Genomic DNA, 15,090 nt, shown 5'->3' with positions numbered 1-15,090 from the left:
GGAACTCAGGCTTTCAGGCGCGCTCTAACGGCAGGGGCGCGTGAGCGTGCCAGGGCGGGTGCCGCCGTATCATGCGTCGTGACTTGCGTCGTGACAAGGCTGATGGCCAGCGCCGCGTGCGGGGGCGCCACCTCATTGCCCAAGGTGAAGATGCCCACCGTGCCAGATAGCTGCTGGGCGCGCTGCTGCATGCTGGCCGCCGCCGTTGACGCCTGTTCCACCAGCGCGGCGTTTTCTTGCGTCACATGCTCCATCTGCACGATGGCGGCATTGACTTGCTCGATGCCTGACAACTGTTCGCCGCTGGCCATGCTGATTTCGCCCATGATGTCCGTCACGCGGTGCACGCTGGCCACGATTTCGCGCATGGTGGCGCCCGCCGTATCGACCAGGCGCGCGCCCGCGTCGATCCGCTCGACGGAGTCGCCGATCAGCTGCTTGATTTCCCGCGCCGCGCCGGCCGAACGCTGGGCCAGGGTGCGCACTTCGGCGGCCACGACGGCAAAGCCGCGTCCCTGTTCGCCTGCGCGCGCCGCTTCCACGGCTGCATTCAGGGCCAGGATATTCGTCTGGAAGGCGATGGCGTCAATGACGCCGATGATATCGACGATCTTTTTCGACGAAGCATTGATCGAGCTCATGGTATCGACCACTTCTGCCACCACCTTGCCCCCTTTGCCGGCCACATCGGCGGCAGATTGCGCCAGCTGGTTGGCTTGCCGCGCATTGTCCGCATTTTGCTTGACGGTGCCAGTCAGCTCTTCCATCGAGGCAGCCGTCTGCTCCAGCGAACTGGCTTGCGCTTGCGTGCGCTGCGACAAGTCCAGGTTGCCGGCGGCAATCTCGCCTGACGCGCCCGCGATGTCTTGCGTGCCGCCGCGCACGTCGCCTACGATAGTGATCAAGCTGGCATTCATGTCTTTCAGCGCCTGCAGCAACTGGCCCACCTCATCGCCGGATTCGACGCGGATATTGCCGCTCAGGTCGCCGCCAGCCACCTTGCGCGCTACCTTGACGGCGTGCCGCAGGGGCCGCACGATGCCGCTGCTGATGAACCAGGCCGTGACCAGGCTCAGCACGCCGCCGATCAGGCCAAGCGCGATGATCAGCACGCTGGTATCGTGCGCACGGGCCATGGCCGTCTCGGCCGCCGCGCGCATCTGCGCCGATTGCGTGGCGATCTGCTGGTCGATGTCGCGCAGGGCAGGCTGCTCTTGCGTGCGGTTGCGCGTGGCCTGCAATTGCGCTATGCGTGCATAGCGCTGGTTCACGCTGCTGTCGATTTCCCCGCTTACCGTGGCCAGTTGCCACGTGCTGATGCCGACGACCACGGCCAGCAACAGCGATGCCAGCAAGAAACCTGTTGTCAGGCGTACACCGATGCGTATGTTTGAAAGTTTCATGTCCCCTCAGCTGTTGTCCCATGGTGGCCGCTCCCCATGCGGGCGGTACGGCGTGGCGCTTGTCCCCCTGAAGTTGCCGGGGTGAAATGAGTGTAGCAGCGCAATACTAAGTAATCTATAAATATTTCTATATTGGAATTAGTCACTGCTTGTTTGGCAACAGCGGCATAGCTTCTTGCCAGATAAAATCACCCGTCGTATTCCAGACTCGTCCTACCTCGATCCACGGCATCGTCCGACTGGCGCATGCCGCTGCCGCGCCTACACTGTTCCTTGCACGGACCCGGCGGCGGGTCTTCTTCTTATACACAGGAGGCTGAGATGGCGAATATTCAGGCAGGATCGGACGGTGCGGCAAACGAGGAAATGACGGCAAAGCGCTTGAACGTGGTCGACTGGATCTCCATGATCCTGCTGATCGTGGGCGGCTTGAACTGGGCGCTGGTGGGCTTGTTCGACATCGACATCGTGGCCCGCATCCTCGGCGCCATGACGACGGCGTCGCGCGGCGTGTATGTGTTGGTGGGGTTGGCGGCGCTGTATTCCATTTACCTGTGCGTGCGCAAGCTGCCAGCCAAGTCCTAGGGGAAGCCCCTGGCGCGTCAGCGCCAGACTTGCCCATCGCTGGCAGTTGTCAGGGTTTTGATGGGGCGGTGCCTGCTTGTATGTACGTGCAGGTGGGGGCGGGCAGGCCTGTGCGTGGTCGCCTTGCCGGACGGCGCAAGCATCGGTGCATGCGTCGGTAGTGCCTGCTTTGCTGCCTGTGTAAATTGCAGGTGCTTACTGCGTGCGCAGGTAGGCCAGCAGATCGGCCACTTGCTGCGCATTGCCGATGCCCCAGAAGCGCATGTTATTGCCGGGAATGAAATCGCTGGGTGACTTGAGGAAGCCGGCCAGGTTCTGCTCGGTCCAGACGATGTTTGCGTTTTTCATGGCCGCCGAATACTTGTAATCGGTGGTGGCACCAGCTTTGCGGCCAATCACGCCCGTCAGCTTGGGACCGAAGCCGCCACGCGCCGATGGCCCCACCTGGTGGCAAGAGGCACACTTGCGAAACGCCGCCTTGCCCGCTTCAGCATTGCCCATGAGCGGTGCAGGCGCGGTGGCGGCCAGCGTGATGGCGGCGTGCGTCAGCAGCAGACCTGCGCAGGCAAGACAGAAGAGAGAGCGAAAGGTGGATGTCATCGGAGAGGCGGGCATGCGATGTGTGGCAATGGGTGGCAAGCGATGACGCATTTTACAGGCGCACATCAAAACCTGCCCGCCAGCACGGACATGCATGCGAGGAAGCGGTGCAGGCAGCGGTCCAGGAGGGGGAATGCCGCTAGCGCTTGCCGCCTTGGGCACCCAAGGCCGCCATGGCCGACGCGCACACGATGCAGGCGATGGCCAGCCACTGGGTCAGGCTCAGCAGTTCTCCCAGCACGGCCATGGCGGCCAGCGCGCTGACGGCCGGTGCCGCGCTGCTGAACATGCCGAACACGCCTTGCGGCAAACGCCGCAAGGCAAAGATTTCCAGCGAATACGGCAGGGCGCTGGACAGCATGGCGATTGCCACGCCCATCAGCGCAATCGATGGCGCCAGCAGGGCCGTGCCCGAGTACGCGACGCCGATGGGCACCGTCACCATGGCCGCCACCGTCATGCCCCAGGCCACGGCTTGCCCGCCCTGCAAGGTCGAGGCGCGCTTGCCGAAGATGATATACAGCGCCCAGCACAGTGCCGCCCCCAGCGCATAGGCCACGCCGACCGGGTCCAGGCTGCCCGGACTGCCTTGCAGCGGCAGCAGCAAATACAAGCCGAATACGGCGCACGCCACGGCCAGCAAATCGCGCGGCCGCCGCGATGACAGCATGGCCACCGCCAGCGGCCCCGTCACCTCGATGGCGACGGCAATGCCGATCGGTATCAGCGCAAATGCGCGGTAAATCAGCAAGTTCATCAATCCCAGCACGGAACCGTAGACCAGCAGGTTCAGCACATCCTTGCGCGTCAGGCGGAAACGCCAGGGGCGGAAGATGGCCAGCAGGATCAGCGCCGAAAACCCCACCCGGTACGCTGTAATCCCCTCGACCCCGATGACAGGAAACAGATTCTTCGCAATCGCCGCCCCCAGATTGACGGAAATCTGTCCTCCCAAGACGGCCAGGGACGGGAGCAGGATGCTGTCAGGGAGAGGGGAGGTCGAGGCGGGGGAGGTCATGGGACAGTATTTTAATATGCTTGAGGCTGGCAGTCTCTGGCAGATTGGTAAGCTGGGGAGATTTAACTGGGCAGTTGCTGGCAGGACTGGTGCATCGCGGCTACTTTTTTGACATCATGTTGCAAAATACGCTACAGTTATGGAATTGTTTACTAGTGGCTAGAAGTAGCCGTTCCTAATCGAATAGAATTTACCCTTTTGATTCTTAGCACTTTCGGGAGCTGCCATGCAAATGGTTCGAGTAAATTCCAGCGCCATTGTTGCGATTGCTTACGACGAGCAAACAACTCGTATGCGTATCCAATTCCAGCAAGGACATAGTTATGATTTCTGCCGAGTACCTCCGAATGTGCATGCTGCATTCATGCGTGCCAACTCCAAGGGGACTTACTACAATGAGCACATCAAAGACCGCTACCAATGCTAATCGGAATTTGGTCTAAAAGAGTCGGCAATCGGCCAGAAGCAGCCGTTGAATTTTGATAGATAACCAAGGAATCCAATGGAGAATCAACTGCCCCAACTGCTTTCAGCCGTGATCGGTATCCTTATAGGGAGTATCGCCATCTGGCTTATTTTGCGTGGCCAAATCGGTGCAGCGCTCGAACGAGGCAAGGCGGATGTCCTGGTCGAACTGGCGACAGGCAGGGAAAGACTGCGGTTGATGGAGGAAGAGCGCCGGCTATTTCAGGCCGAGCACGACAATCTGAAACAGCAAGTGAATGAATGGCGCGATGCAGCTGAACTCGCTAATACTGAAAAAACTCAGTTGATCGAGCGTGTTAGTTGGCTCCCTAAGCTCGAAGCTGATCTGGCGAGTGCATCTGCGACTGATCGTGTCTCGCAAGCTGACATTCTCAAGCTGTCAAAGAGCGAAGCGGAAAAAACGCGGTTGTTGCAATCGACTGAGAGCCGCCTCGCGGAAGTCGAGCGGGAGCAGATTGAAACAAAGCGTCTGCTTGATATCTCCACATCCGCCTTCAGCGACATCAATGGACGCTACGCTGCCCTAGACGCCAAAGCCTCTCGTATCCCACTACTAGAAGCAAACATCGGGCAACGGGAAGCAGATCTCGCAAACATCAATCGAGAACTTGCGATTCTGAAGGAAGATTTGGGGCGCCTGCAGGCCGAGCTGAAAGCTGCGGAGGACACTATAAACGCGACGGGCACACGTAACCTCGCTTTGCAGCATCAGATGGCGGAATCAAATCGGGATATTCTCGTCGTGCGCGAGCAGTCCGCAGTACAGGGCGCCACTATCGGTCGGGTCGAGGCTGAGCTCGCCGCTGAACGGTCGGCATTGACCGCTGCGCGGCTTGAGTTGGGCTCCGAGAAGGCGAATTGTGAGACGTCGAACACGACCTTGAATCGCTTGACGACAGAACTTGCCGAAGTCAATATGCAATTAGCCGCCGAACGCACGCAAAACGGAGAGAAGATCGCCCTGCTCAACGAGGCCCGTGAGCAGCTGTCGCTGCAGTTTAAGATTTTGGCCAACGACATTTTGGAAGAAAAGAGCAAGAGCTTTTCCGAACACAACCAAACCAACATGGGTCAGCTTTTAAATCCATTGAGGGAGCGGATGACCGAGTTCAAGTCAAAAGTCGAAGAAATCCATGCTAAGGACATTGAACAGCAGGCGATATTGAGAACTGAGCTATCGCAGTTGAAGGATCTAAATCGCCAAATCACAGAAGAGGCACACGGCCTTGCAACCGCACTCAAAGGCCAGGCCAAGGTACAGGGAAACTGGGGAGAACTCGTGCTTGGCAACGTGCTAGACCGGGCAGGACTGTGTGAAGGCAAGGATTACCGGCGTGAAGTCAGCTTTAATACCGAGGAAGGAAAGAGGCGGCCTGACGTTGTCGTGTCGCTCCCTCAGAAAAAGCATCTTGTGATCGATGCAAAGGTATCACTGAATGCCTATACTCGCTACATAAACGCAGAAGACGACATTACTCGCGCCGACGCATTAAAGGAGCATGTCAAGGCGATTTCCTCCCGAATCAAGGAACTGTCTGATCGAAATTATTTCAATCTGCCTGGTCTGAACACGCCAGAGATGGTGTTCATGTTCATTCCGATCGAATCCGCATTTGTTGAAGCACTGCGTGCCGATGACGGCCTGTTTCTAGAAGCGGTACAAAATAATATCTTGGTCGCGACACCTACGACTTTGTTGACCAGTCTGAACATCGTGCGTCAACTATGGCGCTTTGAGGAACAAAATGCGCATACAGCCGAGCTAGCAGATCGTGCAGCTAAAGTTTACAAAAAACTAGTGTCTTTCCTTGGTAGCATGGAAGCGCTAGGCAGGCAACTGGACAGTGCTAAGGACTCATATGGTAAAGCGATGGGGCAATTGGTTAGCGGCAAAGGAAACCTTATCCAGCAAGCCAACGATTTTCAACGCTTAGGCGTCTCTGTGCAAAGTGCGGCGATTCCAGATCATCTGGTTGCCAAAGCAGCACTCGAACTCGATCAATTGCCCTCGGCTATCGTGAATATGATTACTCCACATTAGAGTGAATTGCAGTACTTTGGGTTTCATACTAAGTAAGATAAATGTCCATATCGGTAAAAATTGAAAAACGAATCGCCTATCTTCTGCCACAAGATAATCGTCGGCTTTGGGGCGGAAGCGGACGTTACAGGTTTTGCCTGTTTTGCGGAGTAAGCGGCCTTTTCTTGCGTTCACCGGCACTATTTTAAAGGCGATGAACGTTGACGCCATTTCGGCGCGCGTTGACAATGATGGCACGAACATGGTCAAAAGGATAAAAATTGAGCATTGGAACGATCGCCGTAATTGCCGGCTCTATCCTTCTGGTTTGCTGATCGATGAGGTTGCCCTGCAGTCCTTGCTGCCTGTCGCGCCGCATATTGACCTATAACTTGGAGTAGTATTGAATGACTGTTTTTAGTATCGGCGACACCAATTTTGACGTGGATTTCGCGAAATCAAGCATCAGCCTGGAAGAAGATGGCACTGGCATGGTGGAACTGAACATCGATATCTAAAGTGGATCCATCAGTCAAGACACTTTGCCGACTAATTTAAGCTGTGCCCGTTTCCACTGCTTCAGCTGCCCGGCGCTGACCCGTATTGCTCTTTTCCTGTGACTTTTTATCGTCGTCACCGAACCGGTCGACGATCAGCGCACCGCCGCCGACGCCGTCGCGGTAGACTTGGTCGGGCGTCTGGTAGCTGAGCGACTGGTGCGGTCGCTCGGCGTTATAGAACGCGAAATACTGCGCCAGGCCCACCATCAATTCCGCCATATTGGCGTACCCCTTCAGGTACACATCCTCGTACTTCACGTTGCGCCACAGCCGCTCGACGAAGATGTTGTCCAGCGCTCGTCCACGCCCGTCCATGCTGATGGCGACGCCTTCGCGCTTGAGCACATCGGTGAAAGCCGTGCTGGTGAACTGCGAACCTTGATCGCTGTTGAACACCTCAGGCCTTCCATGGCGGCGCACGGCATCGTCCAGGCAGTCCACGCAGAACGACGCGTCCATGCTGTTGCTGATGCGCCAAGACAGCACCTTGCGGCTGTACCAGTCGATGATTGCCACCAGATACGCGAAGCCCCGCGCCAATCGAATGTAAGTGATATCTGTCGACCACACCTGGTTCGGCCGCGTCACCGGCACGCCGCGCAACAGGTACGGATAAACCTTGTGCAGAGGATGCGCACGGCTCGTGTTAGGCCCCGGCGCCATACCCGCCAAGCCCATGCCGCGCATCAGGCGCTGCACGCGCTTGCGGTTGACCACGTAGCCGGCCACACGCAAGGACACAACCATCCGCCTGCTGCCATAAAAAGGCCGGCTGGTGTATTCCTCGTCGATCAGCGTGCGCAGCTGCAGGTCGCTCTCGTCTTCACATGCCTGCCTGGATGCAGCGTCGATCTGCCGGTACACCGTCGCGCGCGGCACGCTTGCCAGCTCGCATTGGCGCGTCACGGGCAGCTTCTCGTGCCCGGTTTCGATCCAGCCCAAGCGCTCCTCCCGGCTCACGGCCCCAGCTTTTTTTTAAGCCAATCCACTTCCATCTTCAGCCGACCGATCTCACCGTACAGCTTATCCTCGGGCTGCTTTCATCGATCGGCTTGGGGCCGCGCTTGGTGTCGAACAGCACCCCCGCGTTCTCCAGGATTTCCTTTTTCCACTGTCCCACCAGCACCGGATGCACGCCGAACTCTTGCGCGATCTCCGTCACCGTCTTGACACCGCGAACGGCCTCCAGACCGACCTTGGCCTTGAACTCAGCCGTGTGTACCCGACGTTTTTTTCCTTCACTCATTTGCTGTCATCCCTTTCGCGGACCACAGCTTAAACCATCGTCTCAGATTCGGGATCCACTATAATCCATGGGGACGACGATGTGTTTATGCGCTTGACCGAGCCCGATGACGCGGAATGGTCGTGGGCGCTGTATCCGCCTGCGTTTTTTCTGCACGGCTTGCGCATACCGGGATGGCCGCAAGGGGAATTTCCTATTGGCCAGCTTGATTTGCATCCCGATGCAGAGGAATCGGGTATCTACATGATGGAGTACGGCGACGTATCGGCTGTCAACATTCTCGAATTGTCGGCACGGCGCCTGCTTGTGTCGGGCATGGTGGACTTATGCGGTAAGCGGCTGCCATTTCATATCGATATGCCGCGCACATAGTGGCGGGGCCGCTCCCAAAGGGACCGGCCCCTGCTGTTCTAACTTAATCCAGCCCCAACGCCTTCGCCACATCCCGCCACGCCACATATTTGAAATTCTGCGGTCCATCGGGCAGGCGCTTGTAGCCGTCCTGGATTACCAGCATGCCTTGCGCATATGCGCCGCCCAGGTTGGCGGCGGTGACGTCGAGGCCATCCGTTTCCGAGGTGCCGTCTATGCCGGCGGGCAAGTTGAATCCCACCTTGAAGCGGCCGCGTACTTTATACGGTGCTTGCGCGTCGAGCACCACGTAGCTGCTGTCGCCCTGGCTGGAGACGATCAGGTAGCCAGTGTCAGCCTTGCCGTTCGACTTGCGGTAGATGGCCATGCCTTCCACGTCGGCCGTCAGGTTCGCTCCCACCGGCAGGACCATGGTCAGGGCATCGGGCTTGGCGGCGTCGGCCGAGGTGGTCCAGATGCCGCGCGTTTCCTCGCCCAGGAACAATCTGGCGTTGGCATCGTCGGCCACGCAGCCTTCCGGTTGCGTGGCAACCTTGAAGCTGCGCAAGAGGGTGGCGCTGAACTTGTTGCCTTCCAGGCCGATGCTGTATTGCTGGAAAGTGCCATCCTTGTCGTTGATGAATGCTTGCACGCCGCCGCTGGCCGGCTGGTACAAGCACATGCCGTAGATGCTTTTCAGGCCGGTAGGGAAACGGCCCGCTTCCGCCACTTCGCCGCTGGCATTGATGGTAAACAGCATCATGCTGTTGTCGTCGCGTTGGGTAGCCACGGCCAGGTCGACCTTGCTGCCGCCCAACTGGATGTTCTGGCGCACGTCGACGTTGTTCAAACGGCCCACTTCCAGCAACTGCGTCTGCTTGCCTTGCAGGTCGTAGACGAGCAGTCCCTGCTTCTTGTTGGTGCCGAGGATGCGCGCATTGGCAGGATCGCTGGCCAGCCAGATGGCCGGATCGTCGGCCGCGTCGCCCTGGCGCGCCATCGGCGCCGTCTGCGCTTGCGGGGCGATGATGGCTACCGCAGGCTGTGTCTCCGCTTGGCCAGCCCATTTCAACGGGCGCGCTTGCCAGCCATTCTTGCCGCGCAGCAGTAGCGAATTCCCGTCCCGCGCCAACTGGCTGTCGCCCTTGCGCACGTTCAAGGCCACGGCTTGGGCTGGCTGCGCGGTCCACTGTCCGCCTTGATGGGCGAACAGGTGCAGCTTGTCCGCCTTGCCATCGAGCACGGCCACGCCACCGGGCAGCACGGCCAGCGCCCCGGCACCGCCGTCCAGCTGACCATACGGCTTGCGCAGCGCCACCACTTCTCGCTTGCCCATGCCTTCGGACTCGGCGTCATACGCCCACACACCCATGTTAGCCTCGCTCACCAGCAGGCGCTGCGCGCCATCGTCGACACGGCAATGTTTCGCGTGCGGTGGCAAAGCGAGTTTGCGCACCAGGCTGCGCTGTTCGCCCTGCATCACCCACTGTTCTGCTTGCCCATCCTTGCCGATCAAGAACAGATGATCGAGCTGCTGCGCGTCGCGGTACAAACACGATGCTTCCACGGAAAAGGTGGGCACGGGAAACGGCGCCAGCTTCACCAGCTTGCCGCCCTGCACATCGACCGTCACGGGCAGCGGGCGCTGCGTGTCCGCTTCCAGGAACACGGCCAGCATTTGATTGCCGTCAAGGCGCGTGTCGAGCTGCTTGGCGCGCACGGCGATGCGGTCCTGTTCCTGGCCGGCCGCATTGAACAGACGCAAGCCGTGCTTGTCCAACGTCAGCCAGCCGCCGCCGGGCAGGCGGGCCAGTTCTTCCGCTTCCTGCGTGAAGGAAGGTAAAACGTTGGCGGGGGCGGCCTGCACGATGCCGCTGAGGCAAGCCAGCAAAGCGCTGCAGAGTACGGTTTTTTTCATGGTAGGTAAAATCATCATCAGAAGGCGCTGGCTTTCAGGCTCACTTTAAAGGTGCGGCCGTATTGTTCGTTCTGCACGTTGTATTGCTTCGTGCCCTGGTAGACATAGTATTTCTCGTTGTTCAGGTTCGCCGCTTCAAAGACCACCTGGAACTGCTTGTTGATCTGGTAGGACAGCGAGAAATCGAGTTGCTTCTGGCTGTCGACGATGTGGTCCTGGCTTTGATCGAGGATGTCGCCGCCCATTTCCAGCAGATACGGCGACTTGTAGTTAAGGGCCAGGCGGGCGCTCACCGGCCCCGTTTCATAGCCCAGCATCAAGTTCATGACCTGGTTCGACTGGCCCGGCAGGCGGATGTCGCGCTTCATCTGCTGCTTGCTGGCCTTGTCGTAGCGGCCGATTTGCGCGCTTGAGGTGCTCAGGGTGCCATTCACGCCGACGAGGAACTTGTTGAACGGCGCCGGCAGCATGCGCAGCGGCTGCATGTAGGCCAGTTCGATGCCTTTGACCTTGGCCGCGTCACCGTTCGCATACGAGGTGGCCGAGGTGTAATTGGCCCACTGAGCCGTGCCGGCCAGGTTCGTCGTGTAGGTAAAATTCTTGATGTCCTTGTAGAAACCATAGGCGGATATCACGCCGTCATTGCCCAGCACGCGCTCGATACCGAGGTCCAGGTTGTTGGCTTTCAGCGGTTTCAAGTCCGGGTTGCCGATCACGGCTTCCGTGTTGCTGGCCAGGCTGATGCCCGGCGCCAGCTGGCTGAAGTTGGCGCGCACGACGGCTTGCGTCCAGGCGGCCCGCACGCTGGTCTTTTGATCGACGTCATAACGGGCTTGCAGGTTCGGCAGCCAGTTGGTGTACGAGCGTTCGCGCGTCAATGCCGTGGCCAACCCGGCGCTGTCCACTTGCGAGCCGGCCGCTTCAAAGCTGGTGCGCTCGGCGCGCACGCCGCCGAGGATGTGCCAGGCGTCGAAGTCGACGCTGTTTTGCACATACATGGCGTTGATGTCTTCATGCATGCGGTAATCGTTGATGATGGACTCGGTGGCCAGGCGCGCCTTGTCGCGGTCCAGTCCCGCCACGCGGGCGCGGATGAGAAGCGGGTCCAGCGCCACGCCGATGTTGCCCAGGTCGTAGTCGAGCGTGTGGCCCTGCACGAAGTTGCTCATCGACGTGGAGCCGGCGCCCCAGTAATTCCCGCTGCTGGCCTTGCTGCTGTTATACGCCCATTGATCCGTGTCATTGGTTTTTTCGCGGCGGCTGAGCTTGGCGCCGAATTTCAGGGTGGCGATGTCGAACTTGCGCGCCAGGTCGATGCGCGCGTGGTGTTCGTTGTCCTTCGAGTAGCGCTTTTGCAGGGTGATGGCGTTGAGCGCATAGCTGGCCGGGTCGTACAGCGAGGCGGGACCGCTCAGTTTCGGTTCCTGCGTATCCTTAAAGCTGATGCCGGCAAAATTGCTGGTGCCGCGGAAACGGCCGTCGTTCAAGGACTCGGGCGTATCTTCCGTGGCGCGGCTCATGCCGCCTTTCACGTCCAGGGTCCAGTCGCCCAATTTCTGCTGCGTGCCCAGGACCAGCGAGCGTACTTGCTGCGTGTACTTGCGCTGGCGGATACGGCGCTCGGCGCGCGCGCCGGCCGTCTGGCCTTCGGCCAGGCTGCCGCCCGCGATATTGCTGATGGTCAGGCGGTCGCGCACTTCATCGTCGGAAAATTCGCTCACAAAAGAGCGCAAAAACCAGCTGTTGCCCGCTTCCGGGCGGTAATCGAGGTTGACGGCCAGGGCGCCGCGCTTGCGCACGGGCAGGTAGTCGCGCAATTCCAGGCCAGACAATTTACCCTTGCTCCAGGCGCCGCCCGTTTCCACATCATCGGAACCGAACGAGCGCTTTTCCGCGCTCAGGCCGGCAGCCACGCCCAGCTTGCCGTCGAGGAAGCGCTGGGCCCACAGGGCGCCGCCGCTGGGGCTGGTCTTGCCCGTCTTTTCATCATGGCTGGCGCCCACGTTGGCCGACAGCAGCTTGCCCGGCAAGTCGAAGGCGGACAGCGATTTGACTTCGATGGTGGCGCCCAGCGAATTGGCGTCCATTTCCGGTAATAAAGTCTTCGAGACTTCCAGAGTGCGGATCAGGCCGGCAGGCAGGATGTCGAGCGCCACGGCGCGGCGGCCCGCTTCCGGCGACGGCACCAGCGCGCCGTTGATGGTCACCGCATTCAAGTCCGGCCCCAGGCCGCGCACCGTGATGTAGCGGCCTTCGCCCTGGTCGCGCTGTACCGATACGCCCGGCAAGCGGGCCAGCGCCTCGGCCGCGTTTTTATCGGGCAAGCCGCCGATATCGTCGCTGCTGATGACGCTGATGATGTTGTCGGCTTTCTCTTGCGCGGCGATGGCGTTGCGCAGGCTGGCGCGCTGGCCGCTGACGACGACGGTGGCGGCCGGCAAGCCATCCACATCTTGCGCTTGCGCATGGCTAGCACCGCTGAAGACGGCCATGATGGCCAGAGACAGGGCCGTCAGGCGCAGCGGGGAGGGGAAGGAAGTGTGCATGGTTTTCATGAAGAGCTCAGTTAGGGGTAGGGAACCGGGCGGATTCTAGGCAGCAAATATGACGGTTGCGTGACAGGGTCTGGCTTGCCACCTTGAAAACAAGGGCAGATGGATGCTTTCCGGCCGAAAATGAAACGTGGTGAGCTGAAATGACCTGCCAGCGCAGGGCGCATGGGAAGCGGCTTGCCGGATTTGCATCAGTTGCGTTGCGCATGTTGAGCCGTTTGCACCTGCCGCACGGGCGCAGCGTATGTCATCGTGCCGTCATGGGCGGGCGCTATCGTGGCGGCAGCACCACTTTTAAAGGTTCCCCACATGCTGCCGTTGCACCGTAACAGTCTGATTGCCGCCGCGCTGGCATTGCCCCTGTTCTTTTTCCTGTACGCCACACTAGGCCACGTTAAACCGTTTGCCATCTGGAAGTGGATGGATATCGTCTGCGAAGGCGGCACGGCCGTCATGGCGGGCATCTGGTTCCTGTTTACCCTCAGCAGCCGTCCACGGGGACGGGTGACGAGCCTGATCGCCGGCGGCCTGTGCGCCATCATGCTGGGGTCCTGGGCCGATTGCCTCGACGAATTCTTTGCCGTCGACAAGAGCGCCGTGTGGGACAACTGGCTGGAAGCCTTGATTCCGTTTGGCATGCTGGTGCTGACCATCGGCATGTATTACTGGCGCCAGGAACAGTTCCGCCTGAACGAACACCTGCAAAAGCGCGAACGCCTGTTCCGCGACCACCGCGCCTTCGACCGCATCACGCAGCTGGCCGACGCCAGCTATCTGCGCACGCAGATGCGCCTGGAGCAGGAGCGCCGCCCCGGCCTCGATTGCGCGCTGGTCTTGCTCGACATCGACAGTTTTCACCTGATTAACCGCGAATACGGCCACCGCGAAGGCGACCGCGTGCTGCAAGCCGTGGGCCACATGCTGCTGTTGAACTTGCGCAATGACGATTTGCTGTGCCGCTATGCGGGCGACCGCTTCGCCGTGCTGATGCCGGGCGTGTCGCGCGAGGATGCGGCCGTGAAGGCGCGCCACCTGTGCGCCATGGTGGGGCAGATGCGGCACCATGCCAACGACAACCGCGAAATCCGTTTGAGCTTGCGGCATGCCTGCTCGCTTACCGATGGCGTGCCGGAAGTGGTGCTGGCCGAGTTGAGCCGTGCCGTGGAAATGCCGCGCTCCGCTGCCGGGATCAGTTCCGCCGCGCCTGCCTGATGCTGCTGAACCAGCAAGCCGACCCCAGCATCGCAGCCCATCACCAGCCGGCGCTGGTGCTCGACTACGCGCGCAGCCGCGAGCTGGCTGTGGCGCCGCTGCTGAAGGGCACGGGCCTCGACGGCGGTGCGCTGCCGTGTGCGGAAAGCCAGGTCAGCGCCGCGCAGTACCTGCAATTGCTGGCCAATGTGGCGCGCGGCCTCGACAGTGCAGACACCAGCTTCATGCTGGGCCAGCAAATGCTGCCCGGCCATTACGGCGCGGCCAGCCATGCCTTGCTGCAAGCGCAGAATCTGCGCCAGGCCTTGAGCATCCTGTGCGGCTTGCATACCTTGCTGTGTCCGCTGCTGCAACCGCGTTTGCGCGAGGCGGGCGAGCTGCACGTGCTGTACTGGGTCGATGCGTTCGGCGCGCCCAGCCAGCTGCCTTTTTTGGTGGAAATGCATATGACGGCGCTGGCGGCCATGTGCCGCTGGCTGGCCGGCGAGGCGTTGCCGTGGCGCTTCTGCTTCAACCGCGCGCGGCCCCGTCATGTGGAGCAGCATGAAGTGCACCTGGGCCAGGCGCTGCGTTTCGATTGCCAGGTCGATGCCATGCTCATCGATTCCAGCTGGCTGGATAAACCCTGGCCGCGCGGCAATGCCACGGCGGCCGCGCTGGCCTTGCGCGCGGCGGCCCTGGCGCCCGTGCCGGCGGCGAGTCTGCTGGGCGCGCTGTACGACTACCTGCTGGACAATATCCGCTGCGCACCCATGCTGGAACGCACGGCACAGGACTTCGGCGTCAGTCCCGCCACCCTGAAACGCCACCTGGCGCGCCATGGCACGCATTTCCAGGCCGAGCTGGACCAGGTGCGTGCGCACAAGGCCATCTACCTGTTCCAGGCGCATGGCTACGACAACGATGCCGTGGCCGCCTACCTCGGCTTTCATGATGCCACCAACTTTCGCCGCTCGTTCAAGCGCTGGACGGGGCAAACGCCGCAGCTGTTGCGTCACGCGCTGGCCCTGTTTGTTGCTGGATAAAGACGTTCCGCACGCGGCGTTGCGCGCCAGCGCCATGGCGTGTCGTTCCAGAGGGAACAATTGCCCGTTCTGCTACATCCATAGTACACTCGACCAGAGAGCGAACAGACGCGC

The 15,090-nt window shown here is 60.3% G+C and carries 12 protein-coding genes and 1 pseudogene; 7 read left to right on the top strand and 6 right to left on the bottom strand.

The genetic code is table 11. The annotated features are described in order from the left end of the window. Positions 1 to 5: 5 nt before the first annotated feature. Positions 6 to 1,403, bottom strand: coding sequence for a methyl-accepting chemotaxis protein (locus CNX70_RS16640; RefSeq protein ID WP_096235616.1), 1,398 nt, complete (start codon positions 1,401 to 1,403; stop codon positions 6 to 8). Positions 1,404 to 1,724: 321 nt separating this feature from the next. Between CNX70_RS16640 and CNX70_RS16635 the strand changes: the two genes are divergently transcribed. After that, complete coding sequence (locus tag CNX70_RS16635; RefSeq protein ID WP_205704572.1) at positions 1,725 to 1,988, top strand: DUF378 domain-containing protein; 264 nt, start codon at positions 1,725 to 1,727, stop codon at positions 1,986 to 1,988. A 195-nt stretch (positions 1,989 to 2,183) separates the two neighbouring features. Here CNX70_RS16635 and CNX70_RS16630 read toward each other — a convergent pair whose 3' ends face one another. Together CNX70_RS16630 and CNX70_RS16625 are read right to left on the bottom strand one after the other, a co-directional pair. After that, on the bottom strand, positions 2,184 to 2,588 hold the full coding sequence (locus tag CNX70_RS16630; protein ID WP_208624432.1) for a c-type cytochrome: 405 nt from the start codon (positions 2,586 to 2,588) through the stop codon (positions 2,184 to 2,186). Positions 2,589 to 2,727: 139 nt separating this feature from the next. Then, on the bottom strand, positions 2,728 to 3,606 hold the full coding sequence (locus CNX70_RS16625) for an EamA family transporter (RefSeq protein ID WP_167389673.1): 879 nt from the start codon (positions 3,604 to 3,606) through the stop codon (positions 2,728 to 2,730). Between the two features lie 226 nt (positions 3,607 to 3,832). Between CNX70_RS16625 and CNX70_RS16620 the strand changes: the two genes are divergently transcribed. The 3 genes from CNX70_RS16620 (at position 3,833) to CNX70_RS28570 (ending at position 6,503) form a co-directional block, all read left to right on the top strand. Further along, positions 3,833 to 4,033 (top strand): KTSC domain-containing protein, encoded by a 201-nt coding sequence (locus CNX70_RS16620; RefSeq protein ID WP_096235614.1) that lies wholly within the window; start codon positions 3,833 to 3,835, stop codon positions 4,031 to 4,033. A gap of 75 nt (positions 4,034 to 4,108) precedes the next feature. After that, positions 4,109 to 6,133, top strand: coding sequence for a DNA recombination protein RmuC (locus CNX70_RS16615; RefSeq protein ID WP_208624431.1), 2,025 nt, complete (start codon positions 4,109 to 4,111; stop codon positions 6,131 to 6,133). A 193-nt stretch (positions 6,134 to 6,326) separates the two neighbouring features. Further along, positions 6,327 to 6,503: a hypothetical protein gene (locus tag CNX70_RS28570; RefSeq protein WP_167389672.1), complete on the top strand. Its 177-nt coding sequence runs from the start codon at positions 6,327 to 6,329 to the stop codon at positions 6,501 to 6,503. A 163-nt stretch (positions 6,504 to 6,666) separates the two neighbouring features. On the opposite strand, the pseudogene CNX70_RS16610 reads toward CNX70_RS28570, so the two are convergent. Further along, positions 6,667 to 7,918, bottom strand: a pseudogene (locus CNX70_RS16610) (IS3 family transposase). A gap of 87 nt (positions 7,919 to 8,005) precedes the next feature. On the opposite strand from CNX70_RS16610, the gene CNX70_RS16605 reads away from it, so the two are divergent. Then, the gene (locus CNX70_RS16605; RefSeq protein WP_096235613.1) at positions 8,006 to 8,290 is read left to right on the top strand and encodes a hypothetical protein; all 285 of its coding nucleotides are present in this window, start codon (positions 8,006 to 8,008) and stop codon (positions 8,288 to 8,290) included. Positions 8,291 to 8,333: 43 nt separating this feature from the next. Here CNX70_RS16605 and CNX70_RS16600 read toward each other — a convergent pair whose 3' ends face one another. Both CNX70_RS16600 and CNX70_RS16595 read right to left on the bottom strand, forming a co-directional pair. Then, a complete protein-coding gene (locus CNX70_RS16600; protein ID WP_096238499.1) occupies positions 8,334 to 10,187 on the bottom strand; it encodes a phytase in 1,854 nt (617 codons plus the stop codon). A 17-nt stretch (positions 10,188 to 10,204) separates the two neighbouring features. Then, positions 10,205 to 12,742, bottom strand: coding sequence for a TonB-dependent receptor (locus tag CNX70_RS16595; protein WP_096235612.1), 2,538 nt, complete (start codon positions 12,740 to 12,742; stop codon positions 10,205 to 10,207). Positions 12,743 to 13,048: 306 nt separating this feature from the next. Here CNX70_RS16595 and CNX70_RS16590 point away from each other — a divergent pair, with 306 nt between their 5' ends. Both CNX70_RS16590 and CNX70_RS16585 read left to right on the top strand, forming a co-directional pair. Next, on the top strand, positions 13,049 to 13,951 hold the full coding sequence (locus CNX70_RS16590; protein ID WP_096235611.1) for a GGDEF domain-containing protein: 903 nt from the start codon (positions 13,049 to 13,051) through the stop codon (positions 13,949 to 13,951). Further along, positions 13,951 to 14,976 carry an AraC family transcriptional regulator gene (locus tag CNX70_RS16585; protein WP_096235610.1) on the top strand — a complete coding sequence of 342 codons (1,026 nt, stop codon included), beginning with the start codon at positions 13,951 to 13,953 and terminating at the stop codon, positions 14,974 to 14,976. Before CNX70_RS16590 ends, CNX70_RS16585 begins: the two co-directional genes overlap by 1 nt. Positions 14,977 to 15,090: the final 114 nt, after the last annotated feature.

The sequence above is a fragment of the Janthinobacterium svalbardense genome (assembly GCF_002327145.1).
GTDB classification, from domain to species: Bacteria; Pseudomonadota; Gammaproteobacteria; order Burkholderiales; family Burkholderiaceae_D; genus Janthinobacterium; species Janthinobacterium tructae.
This window is presented reverse-complemented; position numbering and strand designations above follow the sequence as displayed.

Excerpts from the sequence above, each read along its gene's own strand:
- CNX70_RS16640 (WP_096235616.1), bottom strand. The coding sequence starts at position 1,403 with ATGAAACTTTCAAACATACGCATCGGTGTACGCCTGACAACAGGTTTC.
- CNX70_RS16635 (WP_205704572.1), top strand. The coding sequence starts at position 1,725 with ATGGCGAATATTCAGGCAGGATCGGACGGTGCGGCAAACGAGGAAATG.
- CNX70_RS16630 (WP_208624432.1), bottom strand. The coding sequence starts at position 2,588 with ATGACATCCACCTTTCGCTCTCTCTTCTGTCTTGCCTGCGCAGGTCTG.
- CNX70_RS16625 (WP_167389673.1), bottom strand. The coding sequence starts at position 3,606 with ATGACCTCCCCCGCCTCGACCTCCCCTCTCCCTGACAGCATCCTGCTC.
- CNX70_RS16620 (WP_096235614.1), top strand. The coding sequence starts at position 3,833 with ATGCAAATGGTTCGAGTAAATTCCAGCGCCATTGTTGCGATTGCTTAC.
- CNX70_RS16615 (WP_208624431.1), top strand. The coding sequence starts at position 4,109 with ATGGAGAATCAACTGCCCCAACTGCTTTCAGCCGTGATCGGTATCCTT.
- CNX70_RS28570 (WP_167389672.1), top strand. The coding sequence starts at position 6,327 with ATGAACGTTGACGCCATTTCGGCGCGCGTTGACAATGATGGCACGAAC.
- CNX70_RS16605 (WP_096235613.1), top strand. The coding sequence starts at position 8,006 with ATGCGCTTGACCGAGCCCGATGACGCGGAATGGTCGTGGGCGCTGTAT.
- CNX70_RS16600 (WP_096238499.1), bottom strand. The coding sequence starts at position 10,187 with ATGAAAAAAACCGTACTCTGCAGCGCTTTGCTGGCTTGCCTCAGCGGC.
- CNX70_RS16595 (WP_096235612.1), bottom strand. The coding sequence starts at position 12,742 with ATGAAAACCATGCACACTTCCTTCCCCTCCCCGCTGCGCCTGACGGCC.
- CNX70_RS16590 (WP_096235611.1), top strand. The coding sequence starts at position 13,049 with ATGCTGCCGTTGCACCGTAACAGTCTGATTGCCGCCGCGCTGGCATTG.
- CNX70_RS16585 (WP_096235610.1), top strand. The coding sequence starts at position 13,951 with ATGCTGCTGAACCAGCAAGCCGACCCCAGCATCGCAGCCCATCACCAG.